The sequence below is a fragment of the Streptomyces sp. NPDC048637 genome (assembly GCF_040650675.1).
Lineage (GTDB): Bacteria > Actinomycetota > Actinomycetes > Streptomycetales > Streptomycetaceae > Streptomyces.
In genome coordinates, this window is the sequence record NZ_JBEZHQ010000019.1 from 93,902 (window position 1) to 113,130 (window position 19,229).

The following is a 19,229-nucleotide window of genomic DNA, read 5'->3' on the forward strand; positions in this document are numbered from 1 at the left end:
CCTCTGCGCCGAAGCCCCTGGCTACGCTGAGGCTCATGCAGTTGACCGGAACCGTGCCCGCCCTCACCGCCGCATACGAGGTGATCCGCCAGCCACTCGGCGAGATCCTGCCCCGGCTCTCCGCCGTCCTGGCCGAGCTGGTGCCGCACCGGGCCGCCGCTGAACTCTCCACACACTGCGCCCACTCACCGTTCAAGACATACGGCGCTGCCGAGATCACCGGCCGGCTGTCCACCGCCGATCTGGCGCCGCTGCTCGCCTCCGGCATCCCCGGCCGCCCCTGGCAGGGCATGCTCACCCTCGCCGGCGCGGAGCGGCCGGCCCTCGTCGTGACGAGCCGGGCGACACCCCGCGGTGCCCTCCTGCTGCTGGTACGGGACGAGGACGCCGCCCCGGTCGACGAAGCGGCCACCGCCCTCGTCCAAGCGCTGTGGGACGTGGTCACCAGCCACTTCGACCGCCTGGCGGCGGAGGCCATGCCCGGTGCGCTGGCCCGCTCGCGGACCGCCGCCGGCACCCGGGCCCGAGTGCTCGCGGAGCTGGGCGAGGCCTACTCGGCCGCGCTCACCGGGCTGCTGGGCGTTCTGCGCAGCCGCACCCTCGACGATGCGGCGGCCCGCGCCACCGCGACGGATCTGGCGGTCTCGGCCCTGGTGAACCTGCGTGCGGAGGCGGAACGCGACCAGCAGATCGCCGAGGAGCCGGCCGGTCAGGCCTTCGCCCGGCTCGCCGACTCCCTGCGGCCGCTCGTCCGCCACAGCCCCGTACGACTGGAGCTGGGCGCACCCGACTCACCGCGGACCGTGGCCGCCGACGTGGCACACACCGCGCGCGCCATCGTCCGGGCGCTGCTGCTGAAAGCCCTGGAACAGCAGGCGGTGACCCGCGTCCACGTCGCCTGGCAGATCACCGACGACGAACTGCGCGCAACCGTACGGGACGACGGGCCCGGCACCCTCACCCACGGTGACCTTGCCCCCGGCGGCGTCGCCGAGCGACTCGACGTACTGGACGGACGGCTGGACGTCGACGCGGTACCCGGGTGGGGGACCACGGTGTCGGCGACCATCCCGCTGCGGGTGTCCCAGGACCCGGCCCCCGACCCGCTCACCGCACTGGGCGAGCGGGAACTGGAGGTACTGGCCCGGCTCGCGCTCGGGCACCGCAACCGGGCGATCGCCCAGGAACTCCACATCAGCGAGTCGACGGTGAAGTTCCATGTCGCGAAGATCCTCACTAAACTGGGCGTCGAGTCACGGGGCGCGGCAGCGGCCCTCTTCCACGCCGTGGCATAGCCGCCCGCCCGGACGCCCCCCCGTCCGCACGGTGAACTGCCGGACCGCCACCGCATCCACACCTCACGCCGGCGCCACGCCGCCTGCGGCCGGTCCGCACCTTCCACCGGCGGGAAGTGAACGGTGACGGGTGTCGCTGCGTATCTCTCCATATCCGTGCCCCCTGGGGCACCGGTCCACGATGTGAGGAGGCAGCATGACTGACCCGGGTATCCCGCAGCTGCAGGCATTGCCCGACGGAGACGCCGAACTTGCTCTGGTGGTTCGTCTGCAGTGGGAGGACGTCGCTGCGCTCGGTCAGGACGCCGCCCGCTTGGCTGCCCGGTTCAAACGCCCGGTGTCCCTGGACGAGGCCGCCAGTCACCGGCTCCGGATCCGCCCGCCCGCGGCCCACGCCAAGGCCATGCCGCAGGAGCGGACGCAGCCCGCCGTGGCCTCCACGACGGTGTCGCCGCTGCCCGCCCGCTCCCCGCAGGAACAGGCCCGGCAGGCGATCGAGAAGATCAACGGCAACGCCAGTCATGAGACGGCGTAACGCGGCGAAGGGCTGAAAGGCACGAGGGAGACCGGCGGGTCCCCCTCGCGGAGGGGTTCGGCGGTGTGGGGCTGCCGGGCCCCTCAAACCTTGTTCGTGGGCCCGCGAGCGTTGTTCGTGGGCCCACGGCCCCGCCGGTGGCCCGCCGCCGGACCAACTCCTGAAGTACGCCGAGCCGTCGGCTGGGCCGACCGGGCGAAGAACATCGGCCCAACGGCCCAACCCGGCCGCACCGTGCATGCTGCCGCGCGCCCACCGGTGATTGTGTGACGAGCCGGCGCGACCGGCGCTGTGCCCCGGCAGGGCCCCGTGCACCGAGGAGGCAGGCAATCGTGGATGCCGAGGCCGGCGCTCTCCTGAACGTCCCGAGCAGCGAAGGCACGTAGGCATGCACACCACGGTCACCCTGCTGGCGGACGCCCCGGCCCAACTGCTCCCGGCCCGGGAGCTGATGGCATTCACCTTGGGCTCCCACATCATTCTGGTACCGCTCGGAGTGGCGCTCCCGCTGATCACCCTGGTGATGCACCATCGCGGCCTCCGCCGGAACGACCCCGTTGCGCTGCTCCTCGCCAGACGCTGGTCGGCGGTGATGGCGGTGCAGTTCGCGGTCGGGGTGGTCACCGGCACTGTGCTGTCCTTCGAGTTCGGGCTGCTCTGGCCGGGTCTGATGGGCACGTGGGGTGGTGTCTTCGGCATCGGGTTCGGAGTGGAGGCATGGGCCTTCTTCCTCGAAGCGGTACTCATCGCCATCTACCTCTACGGCTGGCGGAGGCTGAAGCCCCGCACCCACTTCCTGCTCGGCCTGCCCCTGCCGGCTGCCGCCCTGCTCGGCGCGTTCGGCATCCTGGCGGCCAACTCATGGATGAACACGCCCCAGGGATTCACCCTCGACGCCGACGGCAAGCCCGAGAACGTCCACATCTGGTCGGCGATCTTCACCCCGATGTTCGGGCCGCAGTACTGGCACTTCGTCGTGGCGATGCTGATCACCGCGGGCTACACCGTCGCCGGTGTCTACGCCGTCGGCTGGCTGCGCGGCCGCCGCGACCGCTACCACCGGCTCGGCTTCACCGTCCCCTTCACCCTCGCCGCGGTGTTCACCCCGGTGCAGTTCCTGCTGGGGGACTCGATCGCCCGGTCGGTCTTCCACAAGCAGCCGGTGAAGTTCGCCGCGACGGAGCTCGTCTGGCGGACCGACACCCACGTACCCGAGTACATCTTCGGCCGGCTGCACCCGGACGGCAGCATCTCCGGCGGCATCAAGATCCCCCAATTCGACTCCATCCTGGCCGGGTTCACCCCCGGTACCAAGGTGACCGGGCTGACCTCCGTCCCGGCGGACGACCGGCCGACGGCCGCGCAGGCCACCATCGCCCACTGGGCCTTCGACTCCATGGTGGTGATCGGCTCCCTGCTGATCCTCCTCGCCCTCTGGTACGGCTGGTGCTGGCTGCGGCAACGCCGGCTGCCCACCTCACCGTGGTTCTTCCGCGGCGCCGCCTGCGCGGGCGTCGCCTCCGTCATCGCCGTCGAATGCGGGTGGATCACCGCCGAAGTGGGGCGCCAGCCCTGGATCGTCTACCGGCACATGCGCATCGCCGAGGCGGTGACACCGACCCGGCCCGTCAGTCTCTGGATCATGCTCGGCCTGGTCGTCGTGGTGTATGTCTTCATCTTCGGATCGCTGCTCGCCGTGCTGCTCAAGATGCGTACAGGCTGGCGGCTCGCCGACGCACGCCGGGCGGCGGGGGAGCGGGCCGAGGAGCCGGAGGCCGACACCCCGTACGGGCCCCGCTCGCGGGTACCGGCCGGTGACCCGCCGTCCGGCGGCGGCACCGGGGCCGGACCGGCCGAGGACGGCCGGCCGTGATCGCCGATGTCATCGCCGTGGTGCTGCTGCTCGCCGTGGCCGCCTACGCCTGCGCCGGAGGCACCGACTACGGAGCCGGGTTCTGGGACCTGACGGCCGGTGGCGCCGCGCGCGGCGCGCGCCCCAGGTGGCTGATCGACCATGCCATGGCCCCCGTATGGGAGGTCAACAACGTCTGGCTCGTCTTCATCTTCGTCATCATGTGGACCGGCTTCCCGACGCTGTTCCAGACGGTGTTCTCCGCCATGTGGCTGCCGCTGGCCCTGGCCGCCATCGGCCTGGTCCTGCGCGGCGCCGGCTTCGCGCTGCGCAAACCCATCCGCCGGATCGCCGGGCGACGCCTCTACGGCGCCGTCTTCGCCCTCTCCTCGCTGCTCACCCCGTTCTTCCTCGGCGCGGCCGTCGGCGGTATCGCCTCGGGCCGGGCGGTACCGGGAACGGAGGCCTCGGCCCACGCCTGGTCCAACCCGACCTCCCTCCTCTTCGGACTGATCGCCATTGTGGCGACGGCGTTCCTCGGCGCCGTGTTCCTGGCCGCCGACGCCGCCCGCTTCGGCGCACCCGACCTGGTCGGCTACTTCCGGCGGCGGGCTCTGGTCAGTGTCGTCGTGCTCGCCGTACTGGCGGCCATCATGCTGACCGTCACCCGGACCGATGCCCCGCATGTCTGGCACGGGCTCACCCACGGCGTCGGCCTCGGCCTCGTCATCCTGGCCGGAGTCTGTTCCCTCGCCACCGGATGGCTGCTAGTGCGCCGGTCCGGTACCTGGTCCCGGGTCACCGCCGTCGGCGTGGTCGCGGCGGCGGTCATCGCCTGGGGGGCGGCCCAACGCCCTTACCTCATCCCCACGTCCCTGACCGTGGCCGGGGGCGCCGGCGCCCCCGCCAGCCTGCGCTGGACCGGCCTGGTCACCCTCGTGGCCGCGGTGCTCGTCTGCCCGGCCGTGGCCTTCCTGTACTGGCTGGACACCCACGGCGAACTCGAACCGCTCTCCGACACCGACCTGCGCCGGACCGAACCGGCCCGGGACGATCCGACCGAGCACAACTGACCACGGTGCAACTGGCCCACGGGACGGGCGGCGAGAGGACCGGAACGCCCGAGGCGTTTCGGAACGGCGCCGGGCGACGTGAGCCGAGGTGGTCACGCACTGGCCGGACCTGCTGCAGCTGGTCGGCTCCCTGGTCACTGGGCAGGTACGGGCGTACGACCTGAACGACGACGTCGCCCGGCTCTCCCCGTTCCAGCACGCGAACCTCAACGTGCTGGGCGCTACAGCTCCCGCGCCTCCACTCCGGCCGGCGGCGGCCTGCGCCCGCTGCGCAACCCAGCCCGCGGCCGAGCCGGACGACGATGACGGCGGTGCTGGGCGCTTGCGGTGCCGGCTCGCCCGTCCACTATTCCGTCTTGCTAAGTACCGGTAGTCAGCGTTACGGTGTACCGGTAGTCAATGTCACTGAATAGCTCAGGGAGGAGGTGTTCCATGGCCAAGCTGGTGACGGAGATGCTCAAGGGCACGCTGGAGGGCATCGTCCTGGCGATCCTGGCCGCGCGGCCGGCCTACGGCTACGAGATCACGGCGTGGCTGCGGGAGCAGGGTTTCTCCGACATCGCCGAAGGGACCATCTACGCGCTGCTGATCAGGATCGAGCAGCGCGGTCTGGTCGACGTGGAGAAGGTTCCCTCCGAGAAGGGGCCGCCGCGCAAGGTGTATTCCCTCAACGCTCAGGGGCGGGAGTACCTCGAAGAGTTCTGGAGGACATGGAGCTTCCTCACGGAACGACTGGAACAGCTCCACGAAGGAGGCAAGTAGCCATGTCTGATGCCGAAAAGAGCGGCTTCATCTCGAAGGTGATCGGGCCCAAGAAGCGCTGGAGGGCGTACAAGGCGCGCGTCAAGGAGCTTCCCGAGAACCACCGCACGGCGGTCGAAGCGATCGAGCGGTACCTGATGTACTTCGTGCCGACCGAGGGCGACAGCACTGAGTCGATGCTCGAAGACCTCGCCGACCTGTTCGAACAGGCCGTGGTTGACGGAACGCCGATCCGCGAGATCGTCGGAGAGGACCCGGTGGAGTTCGCCGAGGCGTTCGTCCAGAACTACTCGGAGGGTGGCTACGTCCCCGCCCGTGCGCGGAAGCAGCTGACCGACGCCCTCACGCGCGCCACCGGCGAGGACACCGGAAAAGCAGACAAGGCAGTCTGACAACGACACAGCGCGTCGTCATGACAGCCCATGAGCTGGCTTCGGAGAGGAGCAGCGGCTCCAGAAAGAGCCCTCGCCGGCGCGCGTTGCCGCTGCTTTCCGCACGTCCAGGCCGCACGTCCAGACCGCACGTCCAGGCCTCCAGGCCGTACGTCCAAGGCCGTCCGTCCAGGCCGTACGTCCTCGGCTTCGCCCCCGGGCGCTCCGCCTGGACATGCGGCTCGCCAGCGAGGGTGCATCAGCGACGAGAAAATCCCTCTCGCTGCCCGGTTCTGCTGATCATTCGCCGAGTGGGGCCGACTCGGCTTCGCAGGGATCAGCGGGTGGGGCGCCGCCGCTGAGCTCCACACGGGCCCAAGACTCAGCTCCACAGTCCATGAGCGCCAGGCCGGGACGGGGCCTGCAAGTCGATCACTACAGGGAAGGAAATCATGAGGGGTAAAGGCAACAGCGGCTTCTCTGAAGCAGGGGTACGCAGGCTGCGCGAGGTGCTGGCACGGCATGTCGAGTCCGGGAAGATTCCCGGACTCGTCGCCCTGGTCAGCCGGGGCGACGAGACGCATGTCGAAGCCATGGGGACGATGCGCCATGACGGTGGCGCGCCGATGCGCCGGGACACCATCTTCCGGATGGCCTCGACGACCAAGCCGGTCGCGGTGTCGGCGGCGATGGTCCTGCTCGACGAATGCAGGCTGCGGCTGGACGACCCGATAGACCGGTGGCTGCCCGAACTCGCCGACCGACAGGTGCTGAAGCGGCCCGACGGCCCGCTGGACGACACCGTGCCGGCACGGCGGCCGATCACCGTACGGGACCTGCTCACCTCCACCCTCGGGCTCGGACTGGATATGACGGCGCCGACCTCTCCGATCATGGGCGCATTCTTTGAGCAGGGGGTTTACGGCCAGGAATGGTTGCTGCCGTCACCGGAACCGGATGAGTGGATGCGCCGCCTCGGCACGCTTCCGCTGATGTACCAGCCCGGAGAGCGGTGGCTGTACAACGTTGGCGACGACGTGCTCGGCGTGCTGGTGGCCAGGGTCACCGGCCAGTCGTTCGAGACGTTCCTGCGCGAACGCATCTTCGACCCGCTGGGCATGAAGGACACCGGTTTCCACGTGCCCGGCGACAAGATCGACCGGCTGCCGCCCCTGTACGCCCCCGATCCGCAGACCGGAGAGTTCATCGTGGCGGACGAGGCCGACGGGGGACACCACAGCAAGCCTCCGGCGTTCGAGTCGGGCGGCGGTGGACTCGACTCGACCGTCGACGACTATCACGCCTACTTTCAGATGCTGCTCAACCACGGGATGCACGGGACCCAACGGATCCTGTCCCGGCCCTCCGTTGAGCTGATGACCACCAACCGCCTCACGCCCGAGCAGCGAGCCGCCCGGGAAGACTGGGCCCGCAGCGTCGTCCATCTGTCACACGGCCAGGGGCAGCACGGCGGCTGGGGCTTCGGGATGGCGGTGCGCACCTACCGTGGTGACTTCGCGCCCATCGGCCAGTTCGGCTGGGACGGCGGAGCCGGCACCACTACATACGCCGACCCGGAAAACCAGCTCGTCGGCATCCTGCTCACCCAGACCGGGATGTCCACTCCGGATTCGGCGCGGGCCATCCACGACTTCTGGACCACGCTCTACCAGGCCATCGACGACTGACACCGAGCCCGGGGCACGGTAGGCCCGCCCTCACCCCACGGTAGCCAACGGTCAGCCCCTGGCCGGGCGAACGAGAAAGGCCGCCGCCGGCCACGCCCGCCTCGGCGAGCCGTGGATTGCGGTGCCGCACGCCGATAACGGGGGCCGACGGGACGCTGGGAACCGCCCCGGCACGTGCAGTGGGCCCCACCCGAAATGCCTGACCGCACGCCGGCCACTCCGCTCCGGGCGGTGCCGGGCCGCTGTCAGCAGTACCGGCGGAGCGAGCCCTCGGTGCCGGCGGGGCGGACATCGCGGTCGCTCAGGGTGAGGGAGAGCTTTCTGCCCCAGGCGCGGCAGGCGGCCGTGAAGTCAGGCTTCGTATATTCGATGATGAAGACCCGGTTGGCGTAGGCCGTCGCGAAGTCGGTGCATTCCTCGTAACGGGCGCATTCCTCGACGACGGCGAAGTCGAAGCCGATGCGGGCCCGTTGCGACAGCAGGTCGGTGGTGTTCTTCTGGGCGATCGCCAGATGCCGCTGGTGGGCGCGGTGGGCCAGGAGCCGGGCGAAGTCCGCGGCGTGCCGGGCGGTGAGCTTGCCGTCGGACCGCTCGTAGGAGTCGAGGTTGTCGGGTTCCACGGCGTCATAACCGGCCTTGGCGCAGCCGTCGATCCACGGGCCGACGATCTCCATGAGGGCGGCCCGCTTGGCACCGGTGGAGATGTCGAGCAGCGGTTCGTCCCAGTCCTCGTCGATGACGGGGTCTCCGTGCTTGTCCCGCAGGAGCAGTTCCGGGTGGTCGTCCTCCCAGGAGCCGGCATCGTCGGGCTGGGCCTGGAAGGCGTTCACGTAGCAGATGTTGTAGCGGCCGGGGGCTGGTTCGGCGGTGCGGTCGCGGGAGACGGCCCGGACCGTGCCGGGCGGCGGATAGGCGCCGCCGAGCTGATAGTCGAAGACGGCGTTCGCGGCCGGTGGCCGCACCGCGGTGGGAGCGGCGGGGGAGGGCGCCGATGTCCCGGAACCTGCGGTGTGCGGGGGACGGTCGGCAGAGCATGCCGTGCCGAGCGCCATGATCAGGACGAGGGCGCCGACGGCGAGGGAGCGTGGAGAGTGCACGGACGGAGCTTATGCGGGGATGCCGCGCACGGACGCCGGCAACTGCGGTCGGCAGAGCGGTTCCGAGTGTGCCTCCCGGTCCGTGGGAGCCGAGAGGCACTGTGGTCGGCGGCTGTGATCCTGCGGACCCGAGCCCGAAGGCACCGGATCACGCCCCCCGTTCAGCTGCGCGAAGCCGCCGTGGTCAGCGCTTGACCACGAACGCCTGGCCCTTCTTCGCCTCGGACGAGCAGGAGTTCTTCTCCGCGGTGGTCATCTTGCGGGTCTTGACGGTCACCGCATTGCTCTGTCCGTCCGTCCCGTTGGGCGCGGGCCCGGTAACGGTGTCCGGCACGAACCAGTAGTAGTGCCCCCACTTCGGGCTGTCGTAGTGCGTCTGCCAGGTGCCGGAGACGGTCTGCATCACCTGCGCGCGCGAGATCCAGCCGACCTCGCCGGGCTTCACCGTCATGTTCAGCGAGCTGTTCTCGGTGTGCGAGCTCGACCAGGTGTGGCTGTAGGTGGCGGTGACACTCAGGTCGATCAGACCGGCGATGTTTCCGCCGGCCGTGACGGAGACACCTGCCGAGTCCGTGGAGCCCACGGTGTCGGCCCAGCCCATCGACTGTGTGGCGTCCGATGTGCTGCAGTTGTACAGGGAGTTGGAGACCTGGCGGAAGTCTCCGAGATACGCCTTCCCGAGAGTCGGCTCGTTGAAGCTGCACTTCCCTTCACCGGAAGCGCAGTCGGCTATGAGCTGCTCCCGCTGGGGCCCGTCCTCCGCTGCGGCCGGTACGGCCATCGCCGCGACCAGACCCAGTGACGCCGCGGACAGCGCCATCAACCGGCTCCCGTGGCGGATCATTCTGCTTCTTGCCATGTGCTGTTACCTCTCGCCCAGCCTTGTGGAAGCGACGAGTCCGAGTGTGACGTTCGTCGCTGTTACGTTTGAGACTGGTGTGAAATCTGATTCAACTACACCAAGAATTGGCAAAGTTGTAGTTGATGGTGAAACGGACTCTTTAAGGGGATTGAAACGGAGGCCGCATCAGGTCCGTGCGCGCGCTCCGTTGAGGACGGTGCCGACGGTGCGCGACACGAAATCCTCCCCGAGAGGGAGTTGGCGGAGGACGACCCGAATCCAGGCGGCCCCGGCCAGTAGATCCACCAGCAGCATGGTGTCGGCGTCCGCCGCGAGTTCACCGCGGGCGACGGCGCGGTCGAAGACGGGCCGCTCCAGCGCGATCCGGTCGGCGAAGAAGTCCCTTATGTGGACGGCCAGTTCGGGGCTGTGAGTGGCGGCGCCCAGTACCGAAACGGCGATATCGGAGGCCGGTCGCGTGGTGAGGAGCGTCACCACCGTGTGCAGCAGAGCCTCCAGGTCCCCGGTGAGGCTGCCGGTGTCGGGGGGTGTGAAATCGAGTTGGCGCCCGCCGATGAGTGCGGCACCCAGGAGCGCTCCCTTGGACGGCCACCAGCGGTAGATCGTGGTCTTGTTGACGCCGGACCGCTGGGCGACCCCCTCGATGGTCAGCCCCTCGTAACCCTTCTCCGCCAGCAGATCCAGCGCGGCATCGAAGATCTCCTGCGCCTTCCGTGGGCCGCCGCTGCGCCGTGTTCCGTGCCGCTCCTCGCTCATAAAGAGAGGTTAGCACCAAGAACAACGCAACGTTGCGTTGCATTTGAGGTAGCGTGCCGGGCATGGAGCCCAATGAAGCCAGGCTGCCCCTCGTCTTCGTGCACGGCATGCGCGTGAGCGGCACGATGTGGCGACCCCTGATCCAAGCCATCGGCGAACGCCATCCCATGGCGGCGCCCGACCTGCCGGGCCACGGCGAACGGCGAGGGGAACCGTTCAGCATGCCCGGCGCCGTGGAGGCGGTCGCCGAAGCGGTGGACGAACTCGGCGGCCGTGCACTGCTCGTGGGGCTGTCCCTGGGCGGCTATGTCGCCCTCGCCGCCGCCGGCGCCCACCCGGACCGTGTGCGCGGCCTGGTGGCCATGGGCTGCACGGCGCTGCCACACGGGCCGTTCGGCGCCGTCTACCGGGGGGCGGCACGGCTGGCGGCCAAGCACCCCGAGGAGTTCAACCGGCTCAGCGCCTTCGCCTTCCGCCGCGCACTGCCCCGTCCCCAGGCGGACGCCATGGTCGCGGGCGGTCTGAGCTCCGAGGCCGCGCCGGGCATCATCGCGGCCGTACGGGAGATGGACCCACTGGCGTCACTCTCCGCGTATCCGGGCCCGGTCTGGCTGGTGAACGGCGAACGCGACCACTTCCGCCGCCATGAAGGCCGCTTCCTCAACGCCTGCCGCGACGGCCGCCTCATCATCCGGCCGAGGTGCGGTCACCTCACCGGCCTCACCGATACGACGGACCTCGCTCGGCAGGTGCGCGATGCCGCCGCAGTCGTCACGGCCCGGACGCACGGGTCCACGCCCCAGGGGAGGCTGCGATGACCGGGCGGGAGTGGAGCGTGGAGGAATCCCTGGAAGTCCCGGTCCCGCCGCAGGTCGTCTACGCGGCCCTCGCCGACGTCCGGCGGATGACGGAGTGGAGCCCGGAAGTCATCTGGGTGTGGTCCCGCGGAGACCGCTTCGTGGGAGTCAACCGGAAGGCCTGCTGGGTCTGGTTCGCCACCTGCCGGATCGTCACCGCCGACCCCGGCCGTGAGTTCGCCTTCGACAACACCACATTCGGCCTGCCCGTGGCGCGCTGGGGCTACCGGCTGACCCCGACGGCGCAGGGCACCTTGGTCACCGAGTACTGGATCGACCGCCGTCGCCGCGGGTGGCGCCGCTGGACCGCGGAGCTGCTCGGGCTGCTCTTCACCGGCACCCCGGCCGCCCGGCGCGCCGCACACAACCGCGCCGGTATGCGCACGACCCTCGGCCGGCTGAGTGCAGCCTGCCGGACGGCCGCTTGAATCGCCCGCCTCCCCAGGGCTGAGTCCGCACACCTGACCCGTCAGCCGGTTCGTCTGTTCGTCTCCACGGGGAGGGCGGCGTGAGCGACGCGAGAGTGACGTCGCGGCAGTTCTGGCAGCGAGCATCGGATGAGAATCGTCGCTCCGCTCCGTGCCTACAGCAAACTGCCTTGCAGAACACGATCGAGCGCTGCCCGGCCTGCGGGTCCCCATGTCGGCTTGCCGCCAGGAAGGCCCCGGTCTCCGTTCTGGCCCATCAGCATGAGGAACAGGCCTTTCAGAGCGGCGAGCCCGCGGGCACGCCGGATCGTCGCCTCGTCCGCATGTGCATAGGCGTCGAAGAAGCGTGCGGCGGCGCCCGCGGGAAGGATTACCCATGCGGCCGCGAGGTCCCATGCCGGATCTCCGGCGCACATGTCACCGAAGTCGATCACGCCTGTGAGCGTTCCGTCCGAGACGACGACGTTGGCAGGATGAAGGTCGCCGTGCACCCATACCGGCGGACCTTCCCACTCGGGGGCCGCAATGGCGTGATCCCAGACGGCCCGGACCTCGTCGGCGATGCCGTCGAGTGCAACGGCTTGAAAGAAGTGGTCGAAGCCGTCCGTGTACTTTTTGGGGTGGGCGCCGCGGTCCGAACTGATCGGCGCGTCAGCGGGCGCCTCCACGTGGAGCGCTGTGAGGAAGCCCGCCAGGGCATCGGCCGCGTGGTCACTGCGGCTGATCGAGGAGTGGTCCAGGGGCTCGCCAGGAATCCACGCCATCACGGTCCAGGGTTTCGGGAAGCGCGCGGACGCTTCGCCGATCCGCACCGGGGTCGGGATGGGGAGTGGCAGACGCGGGGCCAGGACGGGCAACCACCGACGTTCCTTGCGCTGGAGGTCCGGAGCCCGTTCCGTGCGCGGCATGCGCACGACTAACTCGTCCCCAAGGCGCCACTGTTGGTTGTCCCATCCACCCGATACCTCGCGGATGGCCAGCCCTGCAAGGTCCGGATGCTGCTCCTGCAGCAGGTTGTGGATCAGGTCTGCGGTGATCTCGATCTCGGAGTCGGTCATGCGAAGCCACTGTACTGGGACAGGCGAAACGGCTCTCGTCGGTCCTGACGGCGGATCTGGTGACCGCTGCCCTCTGGATCTGGCTCCGACGGCAATCCGCGACTGGCTAGCTGCCCGAGCCGATGGCCGACTGCGGTGCTTCGACGACGAAGAACAGGAAGTTGGGATGGGTCGAAAGTTCCTGGAAGCCGTCCGGGAACAGCTCACGGGCGGCCGGGTCGGGCTGCGGCTCGCTGATGGCGGAAAGACGGAATCCGGCTGTGGTGAAGGCATCGGTCATCGCGTGCAAAGGCCGGCGCCAGAGCTGTATCGGGACGGACTGCCCGTTGAGCGTCCAGTCGAAGGTATAGCTGGTGGTCGCGTGGTAGTCGGGCCGGGGGTCCCGGTGCGCGTAGGCAGTGAAAGGGTGGCTCACCGAGGCGATCAGCCGCCCGCCGGGCCGGAGCACGCGTCGCAACTCGGCCAGCGTCGGCCCCCAGTCCTCCAGGTAATGCAGGACGAGCGACGCCACCACGTCGTCGAACCTGTCGTCGTCGAACGGCAGGGGGTCGCTCAGGTCGACCACGTGCAGGCAGGCGTCGTCACCGAGCCGCCTCCTGGCCAGCGCCAGCATTCCGGCGCTGGCGTCGATGCCGGTGACCACTGCACCACGGTCGCGCAGGGCAGCGGTCAGAGGGCCTGAACCGCAGCCGGCGTCCAGGACCCGACGGCCCGTCACGTCTCCGGCGAGGTCCAGCATCGCGGGCCGCTCGTAGTACGCGTTCGCGAGGCTGTTCTCGTTCCCCGCCGCGTACATTTCGGCGAAGCTGTCGTAGTCGTTCGCCTGGCCCCGATCTGCAGTCTGCATCGTCGCAGCCTAGTAGTCACACGATCCGCCGGGCAGGCTCGCACGTTCCCACAGCCGCTCAACCTTCCCTGCGAGAGATCACACGCGTACCGGCCGCCGCCTGACCGCCCCCCCCGGGCCTTCAAAAACCGGCACCAACGAGGGCCTGGACGCGGCCCGCGCCCGCGGCCGCGTCGGCGGACGCCCCACCGCAGCCACCGAGGAAGTGATCCGCGCCGCCCGCGACCTGCTGCGCGACCCCGGCCGCTCGATCACCTCGATCGCGAAGCTGCTGGGCGTCTCGCCGGGCACCCTCTACCACCACCACATCCCGGACCTGAAGGAACTGCGCATGGGTGCCGTACTCCGCCAGCTTGAAGCGCTCGCGAAGGAGGCGAACCCAGCAAGATCAATCTCACCGCAATTTCCTCTACCTCAACTACTCACACCCGGAGAGGGCGAGGGAGGGGCGCCCCGTCTGCGCGCAAGGGCCATCAACAGGTAGGCCATAAGGGTATAAATGACCGCACCTTGTGCGTCCGTTTCCCCACCGGAAGAGGCGTTCCCGTCGCAAAGCGCAAGGTCTGCCCTCTCTTCCGCTTTTGGTGCACGGCGGGGTACTTCTGGTGGTGGCGCGCGCCGACCGGCTCATCAGGACACCCACGCGGATCAGGAAGGACGGACCCGCCATGAGCAACGACCTGTCACCCGAGGCGGTACCGGAAGAGAGGGCCCGTGAGGGCTGGTACGTCGATGCGCGCTGCACCAACTGCGACGTGGCGCGACAGCTGGCACCCGAGGTGATCCACGAGCAGGACGGGCGGGCGGAAGTGTTCCGGCAGCCGCGCAGCGAGGCGGAGCAACGGCAGTTGTACGCGGCGGCCTTCGCCTGCCACACCCGGTCCATCCGTCACCCCGCGCAACACCTCACCCCCGACCTGGACCCCTTCCCCCTCGCCCTGGACGACACCGTTCATCTCTGCGGCCACAACTCCCGCCACACGGCGGGGGCGAATGCCTACCTGCTGCGGCGGCCCACGGGAAGCACGATGATGATCGACACGCCCCGGTGGAGTGACGAACTGGCCACCCGCTACGAGGCGTTGGGTCCCGTCACCGATGTCCTGCTCACCCACCGGGACCATGCCGCACACGGCCGCCGCTACGCCGACCGGTTCGGGGCCCGGCTGTGGATCCACGAGGGCGATCTCGACGCCGCTCCGGATGCGGACCACCTCATCCGGGGCACCGACCCGCGGGAGATCGGCGCGGGGGTGACGGCGTATCCGCTGCCCGGCCATACACGTGGCAGCGTGCTCTATCTCGCCGATGGGAAGTACTGCTTCAGCGGCGACAGTTTCTACTGGTCGCGCGCCACAGCCGACCTGGAGGTGGCCGCCAGTGTCACCTGGTACTCGATCACTGAACTCGCCGCTTCCCTGGCCCGGACGGCTCATCAGCTGTGCTTCGAATGGGTGCTGCCCGGCCATGGCGACCGCAAGCGGCTCCCGGCCGAAGAGATGACCCGCCGTCTTGAGCAACTGACGGTCCGCACCCGCACACTTCAGCCGCAGCCCATCGATTTCACCGCAGTGCGCTGGTGAAGCGGCCGGGCAGGCCGGTCCAGAAGGAGACGGACCGCCTGCCCCGGTGCGTACGGCCGCCGACGCTCACCCACCAGGACCGGCCGTCCGCCCGTGCGGCTCGCTCACCCACCAGGACCCGCCGTCCGCCCGTGCGGCGCGCTCGCTCATCAGGCCCGGGTGGCCACCACCAGCCGGCACCGGGGGCTGCCGTCGGGCCGGCGGCCGAGCTCCGGGAGAGCTTGCTGCTGCACATCGAAACCGGCCTGGACCAGCTCTGCGCGTACCTCTGCGAGCCGGAACGTGCGGTAGTACATGACGAAGTCCGGGCGCCACAGCGCGTTGCGCACCCGCATCGCCGCGTCGAAGGCCAGCAGCGTCCAGTAGCCGGCCGACCCCGGCCGGGCAGGAGCCCCGATCGGGAAGACGAACCGGCCACCGGGGCGCAGCACGGAGTGGACCTGCGCGAACAGCCCCGGCCGCTCCCGGGGGAGGAAGTGTCCGAACGCGCCGAAGCTCGCCGCGAGGTCGAAGACCGGCCCGAAGGGGAGGGCCCGTGCGTCCGCGCGCACCCACTGGACGCGTGGTGCGGCCGCGGTCGCCCGTTCCCGGGTGCGGCCCACGGAGAGCATCCCCGCGCTGATGTCGACACCGGTGACCCGCTCCCGGCAGACCTGCCGCAGGACATCCATGCCCGCGCCGGTTCCGCAGCACAGATCGAGACCGCTGTCGAACGGACCGAGCCTGTGCAGCGCCCGTGACACCGGCGTCAGCACCCGGTCCGGGGTCCGGAAGGGAGTGTGGTCGAACTTCGGGGCGAGCAGGTCATAGCCCCTCTCGACGGAGGACAGCGCCTGGACGGCGAGTTCACGGAAGGTGGGTCCCTGGGGTGCGAACATCGCCCTCAGCATAGATCCGGTCCGCACTTCACCGCAGCGTCCGCTCAGGGTGGTGGTATCGTGCCGGAGAGACGCACGTGTGTTCGCCGCATTTCCGGCGCCGGTGCCTCCTTCTCCGTTGCGGATTGCTTCCCCTCACTGGGGCGCCCGCCGTTTCCCGGCCGGCGATCCAGCACCACTTTCCGGCACCCGCAGTCCAGCGATGCCGCAGCTTCTCTCTCCGGCCGCGGGCCTTCCCGCCCGCGGGGCGTGATCTCACCGCCCTTCCCTGCCGGCTCCCTTCCCATCGGCCATATACCAACGTCCCGAGAGGACTCCCGTGACCAGTAGCACTCGTATCAGCACCCCCACCGCTGCCACTTCCCGCACCGTCGCACCGCCCGCTGCCGAACCCTCGACACCACCCGTCGTCACGGCGGCCGGGGTCCTGGACATGGTGAACGGGCGGCAGGGATCTGGCTTTCTCCGGGTGGAGGGCTGCCGTGCCTCGTCCCACGACGTCCAGGTGCCCGCCGCCCTGATCCGGGCAGCCGGCCTGCGCACCGGCGACTTCGTCGTGGGGGGTCTGCGGCCGGCCGCGGGTGCCTGACCCGGCTCACCTTCCTCCCGTGCCGACCCAGGCGAAGTGGCCCCCGGAGAGATTTCCGAGGGTCACTTCGGCCGGCATCGGCCGGGACGGCTGCGGTCCTGAACGACCGTGCGCCGACCCTGCGCCGACGGGCGTCAGCCGGTCAAGCAGGGTTCGCCGACGGTGGGGTTGAACAGCCCGATGACGTTGACGGTGTTGCCGCAGAGGTGGACCGGAATCTGAATGGGGATCTGGATGTTGTTGCCGGACACCACACCTGGTGAGTCGAGAGCCGCACCCGCGGCGCTGCTTTCGGCACCGGCGATACCGGCCCCGCCGAGAACGACGGCGCAGGCGCCCGCAGTTACCAGAGCACTCTTGATCCGGTGAGCCATCGGTCAGTCTCCTAACTGGTGGAGGAACTGCGGCTCATGGCGTTGCAGCCCCGTTGACCGCTGTGCGCCACGGCTGTGAGCCGCCCGTACAACGCTGTCGTTCCCCACCGGCTCCCGCTCCAGAGACACCGGGCCCGAAGAGCAGACCTTTAGGTGATATGGCCGCCCGGGTTGACGCCCTGACGCCCTGACGTCGTGATGCCCTGACACCCTGGCGGCCGGACTGCCGCGGCCTCAGGCCTGTTCCGCGGGCAGCAGATGGACGCCGGTCCGGTCGGTGCTCAGGCACAGCGAGCAGACCATCGCGCCATGGTTGTGGCAGGCGGTGAGATCCGGACGTTCGAAGTCCTGCCGGCACACATGGCACCGGAACGTGGCCGAGCTGGGGTTGCCTTCCGGGTCCAACAGGGGAGCGTTGATCCCGTCGGAGGTGCGCCGCAAGTAGAACCTGCCCTTGGTCAGGACCGCCATCAGCGGGGTGACGACGAAGGCGATCACGGCCGCCGCGACAGGTGAGTACGGCTGGAGCGTGTCACCCAGGGCATGGAAGTACATGGCGATCGACAGTCCGGACGCGGCAATGAAGGCCACCACGCCCACCGGGTTGACCGCGTAGAGCATGCCGCGGCGGAACTCGGGTGCGTGCGGGGAGAGCTTCAGCAGGTACTTGTTGACGATGATGTCGGTGGCGACGGTGACGATCCAGGCGATGGCGCAGTTGGAATAGAACCCGAGGATGGTGTTGAGGAAGCTGAACATGTCCGCTTCCATCAGGATCAGGGCGAAGGCCAGATTGGCGAGCACGAACACCATCCGGCGGGGGTAATGCTTGGTGACCCGGGTGAACGAGTTCGTCCAGGCCAGCGAACCGGAGTAGGCGTTGGTGACGTTGATCTTGATCTGGCTGATCACGACCAGAACCACGGCCAGCGGCACGACCAGCCAGGACGGCATCATGGCGGCGAAGGCGCCGGTGAACTGCTGAATGGGTTCGGTGGCCGAGGCCGGGCCCACCTCGGCGAGGATGTAGACGGCCAGGAAGACCCCGATGGCCTGCTTGAGGGCGCCGAGCACCACCCACCCGGGCCCGGCCATCACGACGGCGGTCCACCAGGCACGCTTGTTCTGCTCGGTCTTGGGCGGCATGAAGCGCAGATAGTCGACCTGCTCACCGATCTGCGCGATCAGCGACAGACACACGCCCGCGCCCAGCAGCACCGAGGCCGCACTGATGCCACCGTCGCCGTGCGCTCCCGTATAGGAGAGGAAGGTGTGCACCGTACCGGGCTCGGTGGCGACCAGGTAGACCAGTGGGCCCACCATCAGCAGCAGCCAGATCGGGGTCGTCCAGACCTGAAGCTTGCTGAGCGCCTTCATCCCGTAGATGACCAGCGGGATCACCATGAACGTCGAGATCACATAGCCCAGCCACAGGGGCAGACCGAAGCCCAGCTTCAGGCCCTGGGCCATGATCGAGCCTTCGAGGGCGAAGAAGATGAAGGTGAAGCTGGCGAAGATGACGCTCGTCAGCACCGAGCCGTAGTAGCCGAAGCCGGAGCCCCTGGTGATCAGGTCCAGGTCGATGTTGTAGCGCGCCCCGTAGTAGGCGAGCGGGAAGCCGGTGACGAAGATGACCGCTGCGGCGACGAGGATCGCGGCCAGCGCGTTCCCGGTGCCGTGGGTGAGCCCGATGCCCGCACCGATCGAGAAGTCGGCCATGTACGCGATGCCGCCGAGCGCCGTGGTCGCCACGACCATCGGTGTCCACCGGCGGTAACTGCGCGGGGCGAACCGGAGGGTGTAGTCCTCCAACGTCTCGTTGACCGCTCTGTCGGCGGGCGCCGGGGACGCCGGGGTGGGGGCCTCGGTGGGCGCCTCGGCGTGCGGGGGCCGCCGGCTGCTGTCGGGGGCTGTCACTCGTGGTTCGACACTCATGCCGGACCTCCTGGGGTGCAAGGGGAATGCGGTCCATACCTCGCCCACGGCAGGGGCGGCCGTGTCCCGCGCGACAGCGCTGGCGGAGCGGGAGCGCGGTGATGCGTATGAGGTGGTTCAGACCCGGACGGTGTGATGCCCTGGCCCTGCCGGTCCGGCCGCCAACGGACGGCGTGCGGCCGGGACTTCGAACGATCGCGCCCTCGTCCCGCTCCGGCTGTGCGGCGACGTTCCGCGTGGCTCCCGGCGGTCCCTGCCGTGGAGCACTCGCGCCGACCGGCGCAGCGAGGCCGCGGCCGGCGCATCCGGTGCTGTGTCCATGGCGGGGACATTAGGCAGCACGTGTTTCCCGCAACGTCTTCCCAGATGAACCGGACGTTTCCGCCGTG

At 69.5% G+C, this 19,229-nt stretch carries 21 protein-coding genes; 13 read left to right on the forward strand and 8 right to left on the reverse strand.

Annotated elements, in window-relative coordinates; genetic code table 11:
* Nucleotides 1-35 precede the first annotated feature (35 nt).
* The 8 genes from AB0C46_RS23400 (at nt 36) to AB0C46_RS23435 (ending at nt 7,576) form a co-directional block, all read left to right on the forward strand.
* Nucleotides 36-1,295 (forward strand): LuxR C-terminal-related transcriptional regulator, encoded by a 1,260-nt coding sequence (locus AB0C46_RS23400; RefSeq protein ID WP_362830011.1) that lies wholly within the window; start codon nt 36-38, stop codon nt 1,293-1,295.
* 196 nt (nt 1,296-1,491) lie between these two features.
* On the forward strand, nt 1,492-1,830 hold the full coding sequence (locus tag AB0C46_RS23405) for a hypothetical protein (RefSeq protein WP_362830013.1): 339 nt from the start codon (nt 1,492-1,494) through the stop codon (nt 1,828-1,830).
* 388 nt (nt 1,831-2,218) lie between these two features.
* The gene (locus tag AB0C46_RS23410) at nt 2,219-3,703 is read left to right on the forward strand and encodes a cytochrome ubiquinol oxidase subunit I (protein WP_362830015.1); all 1,485 of its coding nucleotides are present in this window, start codon (nt 2,219-2,221) and stop codon (nt 3,701-3,703) included.
* Nucleotides 3,700-4,755, forward strand: coding sequence for a cytochrome d ubiquinol oxidase subunit II (locus AB0C46_RS23415; protein ID WP_362830017.1), 1,056 nt, complete (start codon nt 3,700-3,702; stop codon nt 4,753-4,755). Before AB0C46_RS23410 ends, AB0C46_RS23415 begins: the two co-directional genes overlap by 4 nt.
* 88 nt (nt 4,756-4,843) lie before the next feature.
* Nucleotides 4,844-5,128, forward strand: a complete 285-nt coding sequence (locus AB0C46_RS23420; RefSeq protein ID WP_362830019.1) for a hypothetical protein — start codon at nt 4,844-4,846, stop codon at nt 5,126-5,128.
* A gap of 59 nt (nt 5,129-5,187) precedes the next feature.
* Nucleotides 5,188-5,517: a PadR family transcriptional regulator gene (locus tag AB0C46_RS23425; RefSeq protein ID WP_362830021.1), complete on the forward strand. Its 330-nt coding sequence runs from the start codon at nt 5,188-5,190 to the stop codon at nt 5,515-5,517.
* A 2-nt stretch (nt 5,518-5,519) separates the two neighbouring features.
* Nucleotides 5,520-5,909: a DUF1048 domain-containing protein gene (locus AB0C46_RS23430; protein WP_362830023.1), complete on the forward strand. Its 390-nt coding sequence runs from the start codon at nt 5,520-5,522 to the stop codon at nt 5,907-5,909.
* Nucleotides 5,910-6,340: 431 nt separating this feature from the next.
* Nucleotides 6,341-7,576 (forward strand): serine hydrolase domain-containing protein, encoded by a 1,236-nt coding sequence (locus AB0C46_RS23435; RefSeq protein ID WP_362830025.1) that lies wholly within the window; start codon nt 6,341-6,343, stop codon nt 7,574-7,576.
* A 245-nt stretch (nt 7,577-7,821) separates the two neighbouring features.
* Here the strand turns inward: AB0C46_RS23435 and AB0C46_RS23440 are convergent, their stop codons facing one another.
* The 3 genes from AB0C46_RS23440 to AB0C46_RS23450 all read right to left on the reverse strand — a co-directional run bounded on the left by AB0C46_RS23440 (nt 7,822) and on the right by AB0C46_RS23450 (nt 10,291).
* The gene (locus AB0C46_RS23440) at nt 7,822-8,673 is read right to left on the reverse strand and encodes an endo alpha-1,4 polygalactosaminidase (RefSeq protein WP_362830027.1); all 852 of its coding nucleotides are present in this window, start codon (nt 8,671-8,673) and stop codon (nt 7,822-7,824) included.
* A 184-nt stretch (nt 8,674-8,857) separates the two neighbouring features.
* The gene (locus AB0C46_RS23445) at nt 8,858-9,532 is read right to left on the reverse strand and encodes a hypothetical protein (protein ID WP_362830029.1); all 675 of its coding nucleotides are present in this window, start codon (nt 9,530-9,532) and stop codon (nt 8,858-8,860) included.
* A 168-nt stretch (nt 9,533-9,700) separates the two neighbouring features.
* Nucleotides 9,701-10,291 (reverse strand): TetR/AcrR family transcriptional regulator, encoded by a 591-nt coding sequence (locus AB0C46_RS23450; protein ID WP_362830031.1) that lies wholly within the window; start codon nt 10,289-10,291, stop codon nt 9,701-9,703.
* Nucleotides 10,292-10,353: 62 nt separating this feature from the next.
* Here AB0C46_RS23450 and AB0C46_RS23455 point away from each other — a divergent pair, with 62 nt between their 5' ends.
* Both AB0C46_RS23455 and AB0C46_RS23460 read left to right on the forward strand, forming a co-directional pair.
* On the forward strand, nt 10,354-11,109 hold the full coding sequence (locus AB0C46_RS23455) for an alpha/beta fold hydrolase (RefSeq protein WP_362830033.1): 756 nt from the start codon (nt 10,354-10,356) through the stop codon (nt 11,107-11,109).
* A complete protein-coding gene (locus AB0C46_RS23460) occupies nt 11,106-11,576 on the forward strand; it encodes an SRPBCC family protein (RefSeq protein ID WP_362830035.1) in 471 nt (156 codons plus the stop codon). The genes AB0C46_RS23455 and AB0C46_RS23460 overlap by 4 nt, the downstream gene beginning before the upstream one ends.
* 155 nt (nt 11,577-11,731) lie before the next feature.
* Here AB0C46_RS23460 and AB0C46_RS23465 read toward each other — a convergent pair whose 3' ends face one another.
* Together AB0C46_RS23465 and AB0C46_RS23470 are read right to left on the reverse strand one after the other, a co-directional pair.
* Nucleotides 11,732-12,634, reverse strand: a complete 903-nt coding sequence (locus tag AB0C46_RS23465) for an aminoglycoside phosphotransferase family protein (RefSeq protein ID WP_362830036.1) — start codon at nt 12,632-12,634, stop codon at nt 11,732-11,734.
* A gap of 106 nt (nt 12,635-12,740) precedes the next feature.
* Nucleotides 12,741-13,481 carry a class I SAM-dependent methyltransferase gene (locus tag AB0C46_RS23470; RefSeq protein ID WP_362830037.1) on the reverse strand — a complete coding sequence of 247 codons (741 nt, stop codon included), beginning with the start codon at nt 13,479-13,481 and terminating at the stop codon, nt 12,741-12,743.
* Between the two features lie 145 nt (nt 13,482-13,626).
* On the opposite strand from AB0C46_RS23470, the gene AB0C46_RS23475 reads away from it, so the two are divergent.
* Both AB0C46_RS23475 and AB0C46_RS23480 read left to right on the forward strand, forming a co-directional pair.
* Nucleotides 13,627-13,965, forward strand: a complete 339-nt coding sequence (locus AB0C46_RS23475; RefSeq protein ID WP_362830083.1) for a helix-turn-helix domain-containing protein — start codon at nt 13,627-13,629, stop codon at nt 13,963-13,965.
* A 184-nt stretch (nt 13,966-14,149) separates the two neighbouring features.
* Nucleotides 14,150-15,064, forward strand: a complete 915-nt coding sequence (locus AB0C46_RS23480) for an MBL fold metallo-hydrolase (protein WP_362830038.1) — start codon at nt 14,150-14,152, stop codon at nt 15,062-15,064.
* Between the two features lie 149 nt (nt 15,065-15,213).
* On the opposite strand, the gene AB0C46_RS23485 is transcribed toward AB0C46_RS23480, so the two are convergent.
* Nucleotides 15,214-15,942: a class I SAM-dependent methyltransferase gene (locus AB0C46_RS23485; RefSeq protein ID WP_362830039.1), complete on the reverse strand. Its 729-nt coding sequence runs from the start codon at nt 15,940-15,942 to the stop codon at nt 15,214-15,216.
* Nucleotides 15,943-16,261: 319 nt separating this feature from the next.
* On the opposite strand from AB0C46_RS23485, the gene AB0C46_RS23490 reads away from it, so the two are divergent.
* The gene (locus tag AB0C46_RS23490; RefSeq protein WP_362830040.1) at nt 16,262-16,531 is read left to right on the forward strand and encodes a hypothetical protein; all 270 of its coding nucleotides are present in this window, start codon (nt 16,262-16,264) and stop codon (nt 16,529-16,531) included.
* Between the two features lie 134 nt (nt 16,532-16,665).
* On the opposite strand, the gene AB0C46_RS23495 is transcribed toward AB0C46_RS23490, so the two are convergent.
* Together AB0C46_RS23495 and AB0C46_RS23500 are read right to left on the reverse strand one after the other, a co-directional pair.
* Nucleotides 16,666-16,905, reverse strand: coding sequence for a chaplin (locus tag AB0C46_RS23495; RefSeq protein WP_362830041.1), 240 nt, complete (start codon nt 16,903-16,905; stop codon nt 16,666-16,668).
* Nucleotides 16,906-17,139: 234 nt separating this feature from the next.
* Entirely contained in the window at nt 17,140-18,840 is a 1,701-nt protein-coding gene (locus tag AB0C46_RS23500; protein WP_362830042.1) for an allantoin permease, read from the reverse strand.
* Nucleotides 18,841-19,229 lie beyond the last annotated feature (389 nt).

What these genes read in the sequence shown, in the direction of transcription:
- AB0C46_RS23400 (WP_362830011.1), top strand. Translation starts at nt 36, where the DNA reads ATGCAGTTGACCGGAACCGTGCCCGCCCTCACCGCCGCATACGAGGTG.
- AB0C46_RS23405 (WP_362830013.1), top strand. Translation starts at nt 1,492, where the DNA reads ATGACTGACCCGGGTATCCCGCAGCTGCAGGCATTGCCCGACGGAGAC.
- AB0C46_RS23410 (WP_362830015.1), top strand. Translation starts at nt 2,219, where the DNA reads ATGCACACCACGGTCACCCTGCTGGCGGACGCCCCGGCCCAACTGCTC.
- AB0C46_RS23425 (WP_362830021.1), top strand. Translation starts at nt 5,188, where the DNA reads ATGGCCAAGCTGGTGACGGAGATGCTCAAGGGCACGCTGGAGGGCATC.
- AB0C46_RS23430 (WP_362830023.1), top strand. Translation starts at nt 5,520, where the DNA reads ATGTCTGATGCCGAAAAGAGCGGCTTCATCTCGAAGGTGATCGGGCCC.
- AB0C46_RS23435 (WP_362830025.1), top strand. Translation starts at nt 6,341, where the DNA reads ATGAGGGGTAAAGGCAACAGCGGCTTCTCTGAAGCAGGGGTACGCAGG.
- AB0C46_RS23445 (WP_362830029.1), bottom strand. Translation starts at nt 9,532, where the DNA reads ATGGCAAGAAGCAGAATGATCCGCCACGGGAGCCGGTTGATGGCGCTG.
- AB0C46_RS23450 (WP_362830031.1), bottom strand. Translation starts at nt 10,291, where the DNA reads ATGAGCGAGGAGCGGCACGGAACACGGCGCAGCGGCGGCCCACGGAAG.
- AB0C46_RS23455 (WP_362830033.1), top strand. Translation starts at nt 10,354, where the DNA reads ATGGAGCCCAATGAAGCCAGGCTGCCCCTCGTCTTCGTGCACGGCATG.
- AB0C46_RS23460 (WP_362830035.1), top strand. Translation starts at nt 11,106, where the DNA reads ATGACCGGGCGGGAGTGGAGCGTGGAGGAATCCCTGGAAGTCCCGGTC.
- AB0C46_RS23465 (WP_362830036.1), bottom strand. Translation starts at nt 12,634, where the DNA reads ATGACCGACTCCGAGATCGAGATCACCGCAGACCTGATCCACAACCTG.
- AB0C46_RS23470 (WP_362830037.1), bottom strand. Translation starts at nt 13,481, where the DNA reads ATGCAGACTGCAGATCGGGGCCAGGCGAACGACTACGACAGCTTCGCC.
- AB0C46_RS23480 (WP_362830038.1), top strand. Translation starts at nt 14,150, where the DNA reads ATGAGCAACGACCTGTCACCCGAGGCGGTACCGGAAGAGAGGGCCCGT.
- AB0C46_RS23485 (WP_362830039.1), bottom strand. Translation starts at nt 15,942, where the DNA reads ATGTTCGCACCCCAGGGACCCACCTTCCGTGAACTCGCCGTCCAGGCG.
- AB0C46_RS23495 (WP_362830041.1), bottom strand. Translation starts at nt 16,905, where the DNA reads ATGGCTCACCGGATCAAGAGTGCTCTGGTAACTGCGGGCGCCTGCGCC.
- AB0C46_RS23500 (WP_362830042.1), bottom strand. Translation starts at nt 18,840, where the DNA reads ATGAGTGTCGAACCACGAGTGACAGCCCCCGACAGCAGCCGGCGGCCC.